The following is a 15,043-nucleotide window of genomic DNA, read 5'->3' on the forward strand; positions in this document are numbered from 1 at the left end:
ACTGGGACGAGATTGGCGACAAAAGCTCGCCACGGCAAGAGGAACGCGCGACAGATCACACGCCGCACGTGCGGCGTAATGGTGCTCAGCCTGTCGCGGCAGTTTTGCCTGTCGGAATTGATGCATCATCGGCGAGGCTGATCTCCTCGCGCAGCGCATCCGTATGCTCGCCGAGCACGGCCATCGTCTTGGCCGGCGTGGTATCGGCACCCGACATCCGGAATGGCAGGTTGAGCACCTGAAAGGAGCCGCCCTCGTCCCGCACCTCGGAGAGCGCCTGCCGGTGAGCGAGTTGCGGATCGGCCAGCGCCTCGGACACGGTGCGATAGGCCGACGCCGGCACGCCGGCAGCCCCTAGCGCTGCGAGACACGCGTCGGTCGTGAGTTCCCGCGACCAGGCCTCGACGCCGTCCATCACCTCCGCCCAATTCTCGCGGCGCGCGGCATAGGTCGCAAAGCGCGGATCGGAGATCCATTCGGGGTGACCGATCACGCCCATCAATCCCTGGAACGTCTTCTCGCTGGCGACCGTGATCATGACATAGCCGCTTGCCGTCTCGGTCGGGCCGAACATCGGGCGCGGCGGCGGCTTCACGGCGAATTGTGCGCTCTGCAATTCGGTCAGCGTCAGTGACAGCATCGATTCCAGCATGGAGACGTCGATATGCTGGCCAAGGCCGGTCACGGTCCGCTGATAGAGCGCCGAAGCAATCGCGCCGAAGCCATAGGTGCCGGTGACCACGTCGGCGTGATAGATGCCGCAATAATCAGGGCGATTGCGGCCCGGCTGGTAGGCCAGATGCGCCATGTCGTAGCCGGAGGCCGCATGGATCACCGGAGCATAAGCCGGCAGCTCGGCCGAGGGGCCGGTCTGGCCGTAGCCTGAGATCGAGCAGTAGATCAGCCTCGGGTTGACGGTGCGCAGCCTATCGTAGTCGAGCCGCAGTCGGTGCATCACGCCGGGGCGAAAGTTCTCGACCAGGATGTCTGATGTCGCGGCCAGCCGGCGCACCGCCTCCTTGCCATCCTCGGACTTGAGGTCGAGCACGACGCTCTTCTTGCCGACATTGAGCTGGCCGAACGCGGTGCTGCATCCCTTGCGCAGCGGCGGCCGGGTCCGCATCGTCTCCCCGCCGTCGGTCTCGATCTTGATGACCTCAGCGCCCATGTCGGCAAGCATCCGCGCGCAGTGAGGACCGGCAATGGTGGTCGAAAAATCCAGGACCCTGAGCCCTGCGAAGGCTTTTGTCGTCGTCCCCTCATGCTTATCTGCTAGCTGCATGCCTGCTCACGTCCTTGGGTCTTAGGAACTCTCGAAGTTCTCTGTTGTTGATGCGCGACCCTAGAGGGCGGCGGCCGAGTAGGAAAGTGTTTACCGAACCGACGCGCCGCGTGGGTGGGCTTTAAGAATTCCCGGACAACTGGACCCGTTCTTGCATAGCATCGAACGGGATCGACAGAGGGCAGCTGTTCTTGAGGGTCTTGTTCGTCACCACGGAGATGGACGACTTCGTCCGCGTCGGCGGCCTTGGAGCCGTGTCCGCTGCGCTGCCCCGCGCCCTTCGCTCCTTTACCGATATCCGGATCATGCTGCCCGGCTATCGCGACATCATCGAGCAACTCACGCATATTCAGATCGTTGGCCGCTGCCCGGCCTTCGCGGAGATGCCGGCCTGCTCGCTCGGACGGGCAGCGACCAAGGACGGCCTGCCGGTCTACGTGTTGCTCTGCTCGCAACTCTACGACCGGCCCGGCAACCCCTATGGCGACGAGTCCGGGCGCGACTGGCCCGACAACGACATCCGCTTCGCGCGCTTTGCCTCGGCAGCCGCTGAGCTGGCCATGGGCAAGCTGGACAAGAATTGGGCAGCAGACCTGATCCATGCCAATGACTGGCAGGCCTCGCTCGTGCCGGCGTATCTCGCCTGGCGCGGCTCCAAGCTGCCGTCGATCCTGACCATTCACAACCTCGCCTATCAGGGCCTCTTCCCGAAGGACTCGCTGCGGCGGATCGGCGCACCGGAAAGCTCTTTCCACATCGACGGCGTCGAGTTCTACGACCAGCTGTCCTTCCTCAAGGCCGGCCTCGTCTACGCCTCGCACCTCACCACCGTCAGCGGCACCTATGCGCGCGAGATCACCACGACCGAATTCGGCTGCGGCCTGGAGGGCCTGCTCCGCCTGCGTTCGGACGCGTCCGAGCTCACCGGCATTCTCAACGGCATCGACGAGAGCTGGGACCCGCGCTCCTGCGCCCAGCTCGCCCAGCAGTTCGGCGCCGGCGACTGGATCGGCAAGAGGGCCAATGCGGATTACGTCCGCAAGCAGTTTGGCTTAGCGGTGTCGCGCGGCCCGATGTTCGGCATCGTCGCGCGCCTCGTCCATCAGAAGGGCATCGACCTCGTGCTGTCGGCGGCCGATGAGATCGTCGATGCCGGCGGGCAGATCGTCGTCACCGGCTCCGGCGAGCCGGCGCTGGAGCAGGCCCTGATCGACGCGCATCGCCGCCGCCCCGACGCGATCGGGGTGGTGATCGGCTTCAACGAAGCCCAGGCGCGCCGCATCTTCGCCGGCAGCGATTTCACCCTGATGCCCTCCCGCTTCGAGCCGTGCGGGCTCAGCCAGATGTACGCCCAGCGCTTCGGCTCGCTGCCGATCGGTCACCAGACCGGCGGCCTTGCCGAAACCATCACCGACGGCGAGACCGGCTTCCTGTTCTCGAGGCCCTCGCGCGAGTCCTTCCTTGGCGGTGTCCGCCGCGCCTTCTCGGCCTTCATGGCGCAAGACCAACTCGACACCATGCGCCGCAGCGCCATGGGGCGATCGTTCTCCTGGAGCATTTCGGCGGGGACCTACAGCGCGCTCTACCGGAAGCTGGCATCGGTGTGAGGCGCGCCGCTCATTCTCCGTCATTGCAAGCGCAGCGAAGCAATCCAGAATCCTTCCGCAGCGACTGTCTGGATTGCTTCGGTCGCAAGCACTCCTCGCAATGACGGTGCGGAAAAAGTGTGCGCCTCCTCTCGTGCCCCGGAAGCAGCGCAGCGCGTCGCGCTTGCGACGTGGTGCGCTGCTGAGGCGGGGCCCATGTCTCGGCGGAGCTCGTGGCCTCTGGGTCCCGGCTCTGCGCCGCAACGCTTATGCGTTGCGGCTTGTCCGGGACACGCCGGAAGCGCTTAGCGACGCACATCCATCTGCGGCCGCCCGATCCACGCCCTGTTGAGGCAGCGCGTCATCCAGTCCGGCTGCGGCTCGCCCCGCAGGCGCGCCTGCGCTTCCTGGTAGGGGCCGACGTAGCGCAGCCGGTCCGGCAATGTCGGATAGATGCGCCGGATCCAACGCAGCGCGTTGTCGGCCGATCTGACCTCCCGCTCGCCGAGCTCAAACCCGAAGCCGGCGCGCAAGCGCTCCGACAGCAGGCTCGCCGTGAGCGCGCGATACCATCGTGGCGGCCGCAACCACGGTCGCGCGCCGCTAAAAATCTGCGCCGCGATCTCGCGCGCCGCCGGGCTCACGGTCAGCGTGTCCGACTGCGCCATAGCCGCCGTGTAGGCCGTAAAGCCCGACCAGTCCGCGGGCAGATCATCCGCCGTCAATCCGAACAATGCACCGAACGTTCGACTCTCGGTCCAGTAGCGCTCGCGCTCCTCCACCGAGAATGGCGGCAGAACCAGCTCGTGCGCCATCAGCGCCGTCTCGACCAGCGTCGCATGGACCCAACGCAGCGAGGGGATATCGTTGGCGCTGTAGCGCGAGCCTGCCGCAAAGGGACCGACCGTCTCGGGCATCTCTCCGACGATCATGCTGTGCCGCCGATGCAGCTGCCGGGACGAGCGCAAGGCACGGTCGAGCGAGCCGAACACCATGGCAAAGACGATGTCGAAGGTGCGATGGAAGCGGCCGATCGGATCGGCCAGGGTTTTCGAATGCTCGGCGATGGCGGCGGCAACCCAGGGATGCGCCAATTGCAGCAACAACGCGCGGCCGGCGCCGAGAAAGATGACGGCCTCCCGGTCGATCCGCCAGGTCAGCGTATCAGGACCGAACACGCCCGCCACCGGTCCCGCCGCGTTGGCGCGGACCAGATCGAGCGTTGCCTCGAGATCCTTTTCAGCGACCAATTGCAAGCCTCGCGACGAAGACGCGACAACAATAGCCCAGACCGCGCCCCCGGGAAATCGTCACTGCGCAAGACAATAACGCGCAAAGCCCTCACTCCGCCGCAATCGGCATCTCGTCCGTATGCTCGTGCAGCACCACGCCGGCAAGCGGATCGAATTCGCCGATCCAAGGCTTGCGTGCCAGGACCGACTTCGTGTGCGCATAACCAGCGTGCCAGCGCCGCGTGATTCCCGACGGGCTGAAGTCGATATCCTTGGTATGGGTCTCGCGCTCGAGCTGCGGCGCCAGCAGCCGTACCACATGCATGCGGGTCGGACAGCCATAGCTCATCAACTCTCTCACCGCAGGATCGCTGCGCACGCTCTCCGGAAGCCGTGCCGCGAGCTGGTTGATGACATGGCGCAGGCGATGGGCCTGCTGCTGGCGCGCAATCTGGCTCGAAATGCGGCTGGAATATTGCACATCCTTGTGCCGGTTCAGGACCTCCCCAATCGTGTTCGGCTCGGCCCCGACGGGATTCCACAAATGCACGGAGAAGATCAGCGAATCCCTGCGTGGATTGTCGTCGAACACCGCTTCCGTCGGCGTGTTCGACAGGATGCCGCCGTCCCAATAGAGCTCGCCGTCGATGCGCACCGCCGGGAAAGCCGGCGGCAGCGCGCCCGACGCCATCACATGCTTCACCGTCAGTTCACTGTTGCGACTGTCGAAATAGCGCATTTCACTGGTGCCGACATGAGCCGCACCGACCGTCAGGCGCGGGGCGCGGCGATTGGCGAGATCGAAATCGACCAGCTCGCTCAGAGTCTTCTCCAGCGGCGCGGTCGAATAATAGCCCGCGTTGTCGGCACCGAGCGGATAGGCATCGCCCGCATGCGCCAGGGGATTGGGCTGGAAGAAGCCGCGAATGCCGCCGGTGACGGTCGACCAGTAAGCGAGCCTGTCGTTGAAGTCGGGAAAGGCACCGCCCAGGGTCCAGACCGGGGTCTGTTCCATCCGCTTCCAGAATTCCTTCAGGCGCGCAAGCCGTTGCTCCGGCACGTTGCCGGCAATCAGGCTCGCATTGATGGCGCCGATCGAGGTGCCGATGACCCAGTCCGGCTCTATTCCGGCCTCGTGCAGCGCCTGGTAGACGCCCGCCTGATAGGAGCCGAGCGCACCACCGCCCTGAAGCACCAGCACGACCTGACCTGGGATATCTGCACCTTTACCCTTCATGCCGTTCATCGTTCGCTCCTGGTGAGCCTGCACCGGCCGGATTTTCGTCGGACGCGGCGGCATTGTTACCCGCGATCGTTTTAGGAGATCGCAGGACCATTTGAAATGCCAGTTGGCTTCCGAATCCATACGTCCGCGCTATCGCGCGTGGGATGTCATTTCCGGCTCCGATCGGCTAGATTTGAGGTCGATTTCGCTGGGAGCCGATCCATGGAAATGCACCAGGTCCGCTATTTCCTCGCGGTGGCGCAGCTGCTCAATTTCACGCGCGCGGCCGAGGAGTGCAACGTGACGCAGCCCTCGCTGACGCGCGCGATCAAGCAGCTCGAGGCCGAGCTTGGCGGGGATCTGTTCCGCCGAGAGCGGCCGGCCGCGCAACTGACCGAGCTCGGCCAGCGCATGCATCCGCTCCTGAAGCAGTGTTTTGACGCTGCCGCCGGCGCGCGCTCGCTCGCCTCCTCGTTCCGGAGCGGAGAGGTCGGCGCGCTCCGTATCGCTCTGACGCATTCGATCGATCTGGCATTGCTCATTCCGCATCTCAACGAGATCAGGCGGCAGTTCAACCGGCTCGAATTCCGCTTCCTGCGCGGGACGAGCCGCGAGGTCGGCGAGTTCCTGAAGAAAGGTGAGGCCGAACTCGGCGTCGCCGCCGAGATCGATGAGGCCTGGGAACGGCTCGACGCCTGGCCGCTGTTCACCGAGAGCTTCGAGCTCGTCGTTGGCGACGGACATCGGCTGGCCGGCCGCGGCAGCATCGAACTGGACGATCTGCGCTCGGAGCAACTGTTGGACCGGACGTTCTGCGAGCACGCGCGCCGCATCTCCGCGAGCCTGCGCGAGCACGGCATCGAGCATGGCCACGAGATTTCGAGCGAGCGCGACCTGATCGAGCTGGTCGAGGCCGACATCGGCGTCGCCATGATGCCGCACAGCTCGCCCCTGCCGCAGACACTGACGCGTGCCGCCGTCGCCGGCCTGGACGCCCGCCGCACCGTCAGCCTTTACGGGGTCGCCGGCCGGCAACGCACGGCGGTGGCCAACGCCGTGATGCGCATGCTGCGCGGTGCCGACTGGCGGGAAATTGCAGGATAAGCCCGCGTCGCGAGCGCTCAGTTCTCCCTGCCCGCGCTCTCCAGTGCCGCGAGCAGATCGTCGATCTCCATGCGCTTGCGGAAATCGGGATCGACGAAGCGGGCCTTCACGATCCCGTCGCGGCCGACCACGAACACGGCCGGGATCGGCAGCATCCAGCCGTCATTGCCGTGGAATTTCGCCATGTCCTGATAGGACAACAGGTCCTGTATCTCGGCGCCGAGCCAGATCGCGAGATTGAGCGACAGCGCATAGCCGTTGTCGAGATCGGTCAGGACCGGAAACGGCGCGCCGGATTCAGCCTTGAGCTGGCGGGTAAATTCCTGCGTCTCCGGCATGACCGCAATGATCTGCGCACCCATGGCTGTGATGCGGTCGAGCGCCTGGACCACGGCGCGGACATTGAGCCGGCAATAGGGACACCAGTGGCCGCGAAAGAACATCACGGCGAGCGGGCCACGCTCCAGCAGCGAAGGCAGCGTAACGAGACGCCCGGACTCGTCCGGCAGCATGAAGGGCGGCATCGCATCGCCCGGGCGTGGCGCGGCCTCGCCACCGCCATTCCCGCCCAATCTCGCCACCAGGCGATCGACGGCCTCGCCATAGGCCGGAAACACCGCACGGCTGGCATCAGCATAGGCGCGGAGCTGTTCGTTCAGTGTGCCATCCATGTCGCGGCAGCGCTGGAAAGCAAGCCTGAGCTGTTCGGCGTCGGCTGGCGAGAGAGCTGTCATCTTCTGCTCCGGCATTCGGCCAATATTAGTTTCCCGGTTCGGCCGCCCGCAAGGGGCGGCCGCCAGGGCCCGTTCAATTCACGTAGAAATTTCCGGTCGGATCGAGCCGTCCCGAGGTGGAGTACAGCGATCCGTTGCTCATGAAGAAGACGGTGTTGTCGGGCACCTTCTTGGCGTTCTTCATCATCGCCTCGTGGTTCTTTTCGGCCGGGGCCATCGCCATCGCCGACATCTTGCCGGGTCCGCCATAGACATAGGCCATGCCGGCCTTGAAGTCCCAGGCGACCTCCGAGAAGGCCGAGGTGGCGATGACCGCAAACGCGGCGGCGGCGATCAGGGTCCTGGACAATTTCGGCATTGGGGCTCCTGCGGATTGATGTGGACGCCCACCATCGGGCGCCTTGCCATCGGACGCCGAATGCCGCGAAAGCGGAAATGCCGTTGGCCAATCGGATCGATAGCCGCCGCGCATCAACATAGCGCACCGCTATCGCATCGAGAGCAAGCCGGCATTTCAGGATCGACGCGATCTCGATGAAGCTTCCGTCATCGCCGGCGACCAGCGGGGTCGCGGCCAACACAGGAGATCTCGTCATGTTCAAGAGCCACGCTTTGTCGCGTCTGATCTGGCCGGGCCTTGCCATCGTCGGCACACTGACGCTCTCGGCGCAGCCGGTCGTTGCCGGGGAATGTCCGGCGGGCAAGATCAAGCCGAACGCCCAGCAGATGGTCGACTACAAACCCGTCGGCGTTACCGACGTCACGCTGGGCGCGATCGACCTCGGCAAGCAGCCGGCGCATATCGAGGGCCGCGAGCTGCGCTTCCGCAAGCTGACCATCGAGCCCGGCGGCATCGTGCCCTGGCACAGTCATGACGACCGCCCCGCTCTCATTTTCGTGCAGCAGGGCGAGATCGTCGAATACGCCTCCAACTGCGTCGATCCGATCGTGCACAAGGCCGGCGACATCCGCCCCGAGGTTCACGGCACCTCGCATTGGTGGAAGAACCTCGGCAAGGACACCGTCATTCTCTATGTCGGCGACGTCCGCAAGGATCCCAACGACCACCACATGTAACGAGCACATTCCAGCCCCAGCGCACTCGTTACGAGATGTGGCGCCCGGAACTCCCCACTTCGGGCGCCGCATCCCCACAGGACAATCGCCATGACCGATCTTTCCGCGCCGATCAAACCGGCCGCGATGACGATGGAGGCGCACTCGCCGGGTCTCGGGCTGCGCTCGCTCGTCATCGGCCTGACCGCGTTCCTGACCGTTGTCGATCTCTTTGCAACGCAAGCGATCCTGCCCTCGCTGACGCGCCATTACGGCGTCACGCCGGCGTCGATGAGCTTTGCCGTCAACGCCAGCACATTCGGCATGGCCACAGCTAGCCTCGTGATTGGCTTTCTTAGCCCGCATATCGACCGCCGGACCGGCATCCTGCTCAGCCTGATGCTGCTCGCGCTCCCGACCGGCCTGCTGGCGATCGCGCCAAATCTCGCCGTCTTCACCGCCCTGCGCGTCGCGCAGGGCCTGTGCATGGCCTCGGCCTTCGCGCTGACACTGGCTCATCTCGGCGAGCAATGCAGCGCGATGGATGCAGGCGGCGCGTTTGCCGCCTACATCACCGGTAATGTCGCGAGCAATCTCGTCGGCCGGCTGATCTCGGCCGCAATTGCCGACGGCCTGGGCCTCGCCTGGAATTTCTATCTGTTCGCAGCGCTCAATCTGGCCGGCGCGGTGCTGGTCTATTTCACGATTCGACGCGTGCAGCCGATGCATGCGATGATGCCGACTGCTTCGCCGCTCAAAGCCACCATCGCGCATTGGCGCAATCCGCGATTGCGCGCGGCCTTCGGCATCGGCTTCTGCATCCTGTTCGCCTTCATCGGCACCTTCACTTTCGTCAATTTCGTTCTGGTCCGACCGCCGCTGTCGCTCGGCATGATGGATCTTGGCCTTGTCTATCTGGTGTTCCTGCCCTCGGTCGTCACGACCTTGCTGGCGGGGCGGGTTGCCTCACGCATCGGAGCACGCCCGACGATCTGGGGCTCGCTCGCCGTTGCCGGCATCGGGCTGCCGCTGATGCTGACTGCGCGGCTGCCTGAAGTGCTCACCGGAATGGTGCTGGTCGCGGTCGGGACCTTCTTTGCACAGGCGGTAGCCACGGGCTTCGTCGGGCAGACCGCGACTGAGAACCGTGGCGTCGCCAGCGGCACCTACCTTGCGTGCTATTTCTGCGGGGGACTCGTCGGCACAGCCGTGCTCGGCCGCCTGTTCGATGCCTTCGGCTGGCACGCTTGCGTGACCGGCGTGGGCATAGCCCTTGCGGCCGCTGGCCTGCTCGCGCTGAACTTGAAGCGCTAGCGCTTGGCCGGCGCCTCCTGCGGCGGCTCGTCGTCGGCGATGGCGCGCCAGGCGGCACCGTCGAGATCGTCGTACTGGCCGCTCCGGAGCGACCAGAGAAAGGCGACGAGACCGGCACCTCCGAGCATCAGCGCCAGCGGGACCAGGATGACCAGGATTTCCATCACGCGATCTCCCGCGAGGTGCTGCGCGCCCGCAGCGAATTCAGCATGACCAGGATCGAGGATCCGCTCATGGCCGCAGCAGCGATCAGGGGCGTCACTACACCGCTGATCGCAACCGGCACGGCGAGCACATTGTAGCCGATCGCAAGCCAGAGGTTCTGCCGCATCAAATGCAGCGCCTTGCGCGACGCGTCGATAGCCGCGACGACCGGAGCCAGCGGCCGGCCGAGGAAGACGAGATCGGCGGTGGCCTGGCTCAGATGCGCGGCCGAGATCGGGGACATCGAAACATGGGCTGCCGCGAGCGAAGGCGCGTCGTTCATGCCGTCGCCGACCATCAGCACCTTGGCGCCGCGCTGCTTCAATTCCTCGATCCGCGCGATCTTGTCGGCCGGCGTGACGCCGGCACGCCATTCCGCGATGCCCAGCGCATGGGCCGCCGCGATCACTGCCGGCTCCCGATCGCCGGAGAGAATCTCGATGCCGATGTTGCGGGGCTTCAACGCCGCGATCACAGCCTGCGCATCCGGACGCAGGCCCTGGCGGACCGAGAGGATGAACTTCTCGCTGCCCTTGCTGAACGCCACGATCGAGGCCTCGGGGTCGAGACGGGTGGCGTCCGCAACCAGCGCCTCGGCACCGCAGAAGGACGGACGGCCAAGACGAAGCTCGATGCCGTCGACCACAGCACGAACGCCCTGCCCGGCCTCCTCGACCGCACCGACAACGGGTGATCTCGCTCCGGCAGCCTGCGCGACCGCGGCGGCGACCGGATGATGGCTCGACAGCGCCAGCCGGCCGGCAAGCGCGAAGATATCAGCGGGAATGTCGGCCGCGTTCGTCACTTCGAGATCGGGCAGCGTCAGCGTCCCGGTCTTGTCAAAAATGATGTGGTCGGCTTCCGCCAGCCGTTCGATGGCATCGCCGGAATTGAGCAGGACGCCGGCCTTGAACATCGCGCCCGAGGCCACCGTCTGCACAGTGGGAATGGCGAGCCCGAGCGCGCACGGGCAGGTAATAATCAGCACGGCGACACCGGTCACGATCGCATCGTGCCAGGACGCTCCTGCGATGACCCAGCCCAGAATGGTGATGAACGCGGTCGCATGCACCACCGGCGCATAGAGCCGCGAGGCGCGGTCGGCGAGCCGCATGTAGCGCGAGCGCGCCTGCAGCGCGTTGTCGAGCAGCCGCGTGATCTCGGCGAGCAGCGTCGCCTCGGACGCAGCCGAAACCCGCACCCGCAGCGTGCCGGAGATGTTCATGGAGCCCGCATAGACCGGCGTGCCCTGCTCGGCCGTGACGTAGAGCGTCTCGCCGGTGATCAGGCTCTGGTCGATCTCGGAGCGACCCTCGATCACGGTGCCGTCGACCGCACAGCGCTCGCCGGGCCTGAGCAGCACGATGTCGCCGGGATGGATCGCGGCGACCGGCACGTGCGAGATCTCATCGGGCCCGACGAACTTCGCGGCAGTCTCCGCCTTCAGCGCGGCAAGATTGCCGGCGACCGCGCGGGTCCGTCGCCGCATGTTCTGGTCGAGGAAGCGGCCTACCAAAAGGAAGGTCAGCAGCATGATCGCCGCGTCGAAATAGGCGTGCTCGGCGTGGTGGATGGTCTCCACCACGGACATGCCGAGCGCCAAGATCACGCCGATCGAGATCGGCACATCCATATTCGTCGTCTTCGCCGACAGCGCACGCCAGGCCGAGCGGAAGAACGGCTGGCCGGCATAGGCCGCCGCCGGCAATGCGATCAGCGCCGACAGCCAGTGGAAGAAGTCGCGCTGCTCGGGCAGCATGTCCGAGACGTTGCCCGACCACACCGGGATCGACAGCATCATCACGTTCATGGTGGCGAACGCTGCGACACCGAGGCAGCGCAGCAGGAAGCGCGATTCGGCGACCTCGGACGCTTCCGCGCTCTCGGTCTCGAATGGATAGGCCTTGTAGCCGAGTTCCTCGAGGCGATCGATGAATCGGCCGGGGTCGAGCGTGCCCGCCTTCCATTCCAGGGCGACGCGGCGGTCGGTGAGGTTGACGCGCGCCAGGGTGACATCGGGAATGGCGGACAGCCCCCGTTCGATCTTGGCCATGCAGCCGGCGCAGTGAACGCCTTCGACCGCGAGATCGATGTGCTGGACGCCCTCGCCCGCGGCCCGGACGTAGTGCGAGAAATCCCGCGTGACGTGCATGTCGAAGTCCTTCAGTTCAGGATCACGCGATTACGCGACAGGAACACGCGCGTCCCCCGCGCCTCGCCCTCGATCACCAGATCCCATTGCCCGGGCGCGACGGAGGCGGCATTGCCGCGATAGAGGCCGATGCCGGCTTCGGTGAGCTCGACGGCGAGATCGGCGCGCTTGTCGGTCGGCCGCTCCAGCCGGCCGCCGAATTTCAGTCCGGCGATCGGCTGGCCGCCGGCATCGCGTGCTTCGACCTGAAGCACGGCACCGCCGTCGTTGCGGCGCTCGATATGGGCGTTGACTTTCCATTTACGCGCGGTCTGGTCGTGCGCTGCCGAGATCTCGCGATCGTAGGTCAGGCCCGCGGCATAGGGGCTGTCGACCTCGGTGCCGGGCAGCGTCGCGATCGCGAGCTTCATCATGGTGACGTTGACGCCGATCACGAGGCCGAAGAAAGCGACCAGCATCAGGAAGACTTTCGTTCCAGTCAGCGTCTTCGGGGCGGATGCCATGGCTAACTCCAGAATTTTCTCAAGGCGAGACGAAATTGTCGGTGGCGGAAGCGACCTCGCCGAGCCCGATATCGGTGACGTGGAAACGGACGGGAACGGACTTCTCCGGATTGACCTCGGCCGGCGCGGTGACGAGCAGCCGCAGCTCGCTGGTGGAGTCGCGCGGGATCACGATCATCGGCCTATCAGGCGTCACGGAATCGACGCCGATGACGTGGATAGTCGCGTTGGCCGGGCCGTTCGCGTCGATCGCGATGACGCGGTCATAGCCGCTCTTGTTCAGCAGCCGCACCGTGTAGGCGTTGCGGATCGAGCCATCGCTGAGCTTGACCGCGACCGGATTGCGATCGTGCAGCACGTTGACGTCGAGCAGGCTGCGCGTCGCCAGCGTGTAGACCATGAAGCCGCCGATCGCCGCGATGATCGCGCTGTAGACGATGGTGCGGGAGCGGACGATGCGGTAGATCGGCGCCTTGCCTTCCTGGCGGCGATGGATGTTGATGTCGTTGTCGTAGCCGATCAGCCGCTTCGGCCGGCCGATCTTGGTCATCACGTTGTCGCAGGCGTCGATGCAGAGGCCGCACTGGATGCATTCCATCTGCGGTCCGTTGCGAATGTCGATGCCGGTCGGGCAGACCGCGACGCACTGGTAGCAATCGACGCAATCGCCGACCTGCTGGCCGAGCGCGCGCAGTTCGGCGGCCTTCTTGACCGACGTACGCTTCTCGCCGCGGTCATAGCGGTAGGTGACGTTGAGCGCCCATTCGTCGGTCAGCGCGGCCTGGATGCGCGGCCACGGGCACATATAGGTGCAGACCTGCTCGCGCATGTAGCCGGCGAGCACATAGGTCGTCGCGGTGAGGATGCCGATCCAGATATAGGCGATCATCGGCCCCTGGAAGGTGACGAGCTCCTTCACCAGGGTCGGCGCGTCGTTGAAATAGAGCACCCAGGCGCCGCCGGTCCACCAGGCGATCAGCAGCCAGATCGAATGCTTGAGCACGATCTCGGAGATGCGCTCGAGCTTCATCGGATCGGACGACGCATCCTTCTTCATGCGCTCCCGCCGGTCGCCCTCGATCAGGCGTTCGACGGCATAGAACAGGTCGGTCCAGACGGTCTGCGGGCAGAGATAGCCGCACCAGATGCGGCCGCCGATGGAATTCATCAGGAACAGCGCCACCGCGGCGACGATCAAGAGGCCGGTGAAGTAGTAGACCTCCTGCGGCCACAGCTCGATGAAGAAGAAATAGAAGCGGCTGTTGGGAAGATCGATCAGCACCGCCTGGCTGGGGGCGCCGAGGCCGCGATTCCAGCGCACGAAGGGCAGGAAATAATAGACGCCGAGGCAGAACGCCATCAGGCCCCATTTGATCCGGCGGAAGGTGCCGTTGACGCTCTGGGGATATACCTTCTTGTGGGCTGCGTAGAGCGGCCCGACGTCATCTTCCGATGTGAGGTCTTTGGGGTTCACGGTCTTGTTCATCGCCTGGAGCTTCTCGAAACGGTGCGATTGAACCTAGACCCGACACCGCCGCGTCAGTTGATCCAGCGCAAACGGGGGCATTTTTGTTCACCCCCGTCTGCAGCGAGATCTGCTATTTTCCACCGCCCAGCGAATGGACGTAGACCGCCATTGCCTTGATGGTGGCGGGATCGAGCCGCCCTTCCCAGGCTGGCATGACACCGGCACGGCCCTGGCCGATGGTCTCGATCAGAGCCGCCTCATCCGAGCCATAGAGCCAGATCTTGTCGGTCAGGTTCGGGGCGCCCATCTCCTGGTTGCCCTTGCCGCCGTCGCCGTGGCAGGCGACGCAATTTTCCGCGAAGATCTTCTCACCCTTGGCGGCATCAAAGCCGTTGCGGGTCGAAAGGCCCGACAGCGACCGCACGTAATTGGCAACCGTGACGATCTCGTCGCTCTTCAGCACGCCGTCCTTGCCGAAGGCGAGCATCTGGCCCTCATGGGTCTTGGCATGACCGGAGCGCGCGCCGAATTGGATGGTCTGCATGATCTGGTCGAGCGTGCCGCCCCACAGCCAGTCGTCGTCGTTCAGGTTCGGATAGCCCTTGGCGCCGGCCGCGCCGGAGCCGTGGCAAGGCGCGCAATTGTCGCCGAACACGGTCTTTCCCTTGGCGCGGGCGAGCGCCAGCAAGGCCGGGTCCTTCTCGATGTCGGCGAGCGAGGCTGCGCCCAGCGCCGCCATCTTGTCACCGCGGATCTTCTCGAGGTTGGCGAGCTCGACCGCGACGTCGGCGCGCGAGGAGTAGCCGAACATGCCCGTAGTATTGCCTTGGATCAGCGGCCAGGCCGGATAGACGATCCAGTAGCCGATCGACCAGATGATGGTGAGGTAGAACGAGATCACCCACCAGCGCGGCAGCGGTGTGTTGAGCTCCTTGATACCGTCCCACTCGTGCCCGGTCGTGGACTTGCCGGAGACGGAATCGATGTCGCTATGATGATCGGTCATGGTCTCTCACTCCTCCCGCAACGGCAGGTGCGCTGCTTCGTCGAAGACAGCCTTGTTACGGGGCCAAAATGCGTAGGCGATGATCGCGAGAAAGATCGCGACGAACACCGGGGTCCAGATCGTCGTCACGAGTTCGGACGCTAGATTATGGACTGACAGGATAGCTTTCATCGTTCA

Annotated in this window: 15 protein-coding genes; 4 read left to right on the plus strand and 11 right to left on the minus strand. The window is 65.2% G+C overall.

The window, feature by feature from the left end:
- Positions 1-85: 85 nt before the first annotated feature.
- Positions 86-1,282, minus strand: coding sequence for a CaiB/BaiF CoA transferase family protein (locus RAD10_RS10060; RefSeq protein ID WP_461617318.1), 1,197 nt, complete (start codon positions 1,280-1,282; stop codon positions 86-88).
- Positions 1,283-1,473: 191 nt separating this feature from the next.
- Here RAD10_RS10060 and glgA point away from each other — a divergent pair, with 191 nt between their 5' ends.
- Positions 1,474-2,889, plus strand: coding sequence for a glycogen synthase GlgA (gene glgA / locus RAD10_RS10065; RefSeq protein ID WP_461617319.1), 1,416 nt, complete (start codon positions 1,474-1,476; stop codon positions 2,887-2,889).
- Between the two features lie 284 nt (positions 2,890-3,173).
- Here glgA and RAD10_RS10070 read toward each other — a convergent pair whose 3' ends face one another.
- Together RAD10_RS10070 and RAD10_RS10075 are read right to left on the minus strand one after the other, a co-directional pair.
- Positions 3,174-4,118: an oxygenase MpaB family protein gene (locus RAD10_RS10070; protein ID WP_461617320.1), complete on the minus strand. Its 945-nt coding sequence runs from the start codon at positions 4,116-4,118 to the stop codon at positions 3,174-3,176.
- A gap of 91 nt (positions 4,119-4,209) precedes the next feature.
- On the minus strand, positions 4,210-5,346 hold the full coding sequence (locus RAD10_RS10075; RefSeq protein WP_461617321.1) for a DUF3734 domain-containing protein: 1,137 nt from the start codon (positions 5,344-5,346) through the stop codon (positions 4,210-4,212).
- A gap of 201 nt (positions 5,347-5,547) precedes the next feature.
- Here RAD10_RS10075 and RAD10_RS10080 point away from each other — a divergent pair, with 201 nt between their 5' ends.
- Positions 5,548-6,429, plus strand: coding sequence for a LysR family transcriptional regulator (locus RAD10_RS10080; RefSeq protein WP_461617322.1), 882 nt, complete (start codon positions 5,548-5,550; stop codon positions 6,427-6,429).
- 17 nt (positions 6,430-6,446) lie between these two features.
- On the opposite strand, the gene RAD10_RS10085 is transcribed toward RAD10_RS10080, so the two are convergent.
- Together RAD10_RS10085 and RAD10_RS10090 are read right to left on the minus strand one after the other, a co-directional pair.
- Positions 6,447-7,163: a peroxiredoxin-like family protein gene (locus tag RAD10_RS10085; protein WP_461617323.1), complete on the minus strand. Its 717-nt coding sequence runs from the start codon at positions 7,161-7,163 to the stop codon at positions 6,447-6,449.
- A 73-nt stretch (positions 7,164-7,236) separates the two neighbouring features.
- Positions 7,237-7,521, minus strand: coding sequence for a hypothetical protein (locus RAD10_RS10090; RefSeq protein ID WP_461617324.1), 285 nt, complete (start codon positions 7,519-7,521; stop codon positions 7,237-7,239).
- Between the two features lie 236 nt (positions 7,522-7,757).
- On the opposite strand from RAD10_RS10090, the gene RAD10_RS10095 reads away from it, so the two are divergent.
- Positions 7,758-8,240: a cupin domain-containing protein gene (locus tag RAD10_RS10095; protein WP_461617503.1), complete on the plus strand. Its 483-nt coding sequence runs from the start codon at positions 7,758-7,760 to the stop codon at positions 8,238-8,240.
- A gap of 90 nt (positions 8,241-8,330) precedes the next feature.
- A complete protein-coding gene (locus RAD10_RS10100; RefSeq protein WP_461617325.1) occupies positions 8,331-9,533 on the plus strand; it encodes an MFS transporter in 1,203 nt (400 codons plus the stop codon).
- Here the strand turns inward: RAD10_RS10100 and ccoS are convergent.
- The 6 genes from ccoS to RAD10_RS10130 all read right to left on the minus strand — a co-directional run bounded on the left by ccoS (position 9,530) and on the right by RAD10_RS10130 (position 15,037).
- Positions 9,530-9,697 (minus strand): cbb3-type cytochrome oxidase assembly protein CcoS, encoded by a 168-nt coding sequence (gene ccoS, locus RAD10_RS10105; protein ID WP_008550618.1) that lies wholly within the window; start codon positions 9,695-9,697, stop codon positions 9,530-9,532. The genes RAD10_RS10100 and ccoS overlap by 4 nt on opposite strands.
- Entirely contained in the window at positions 9,697-11,889 is a 2,193-nt protein-coding gene (locus RAD10_RS10110; RefSeq protein ID WP_461617326.1) for a cation-translocating P-type ATPase, read from the minus strand. Before RAD10_RS10110 ends, ccoS begins: the two co-directional genes overlap by 1 nt.
- A gap of 11 nt (positions 11,890-11,900) precedes the next feature.
- Positions 11,901-12,392, minus strand: coding sequence for a FixH family protein (locus RAD10_RS10115; RefSeq protein ID WP_461617327.1), 492 nt, complete (start codon positions 12,390-12,392; stop codon positions 11,901-11,903).
- Positions 12,393-12,411: 19 nt separating this feature from the next.
- Complete coding sequence (gene ccoG, locus RAD10_RS10120; protein WP_461617328.1) at positions 12,412-13,878, minus strand: cytochrome c oxidase accessory protein CcoG; 1,467 nt, start codon at positions 13,876-13,878, stop codon at positions 12,412-12,414.
- 112 nt (positions 13,879-13,990) lie between these two features.
- Positions 13,991-14,866 carry a cytochrome-c oxidase, cbb3-type subunit III gene (gene ccoP / locus RAD10_RS10125; protein ID WP_461617329.1) on the minus strand — a complete coding sequence of 292 codons (876 nt, stop codon included), beginning with the start codon at positions 14,864-14,866 and terminating at the stop codon, positions 13,991-13,993.
- A 6-nt stretch (positions 14,867-14,872) separates the two neighbouring features.
- Positions 14,873-15,037 carry a cbb3-type cytochrome oxidase subunit 3 gene (locus tag RAD10_RS10130; protein ID WP_018322742.1) on the minus strand — a complete coding sequence of 55 codons (165 nt, stop codon included), beginning with the start codon at positions 15,035-15,037 and terminating at the stop codon, positions 14,873-14,875.
- Positions 15,038-15,043 lie beyond the last annotated feature (6 nt).

This window comes from Bradyrhizobium sp. 23AC (genome assembly GCF_054863025.1).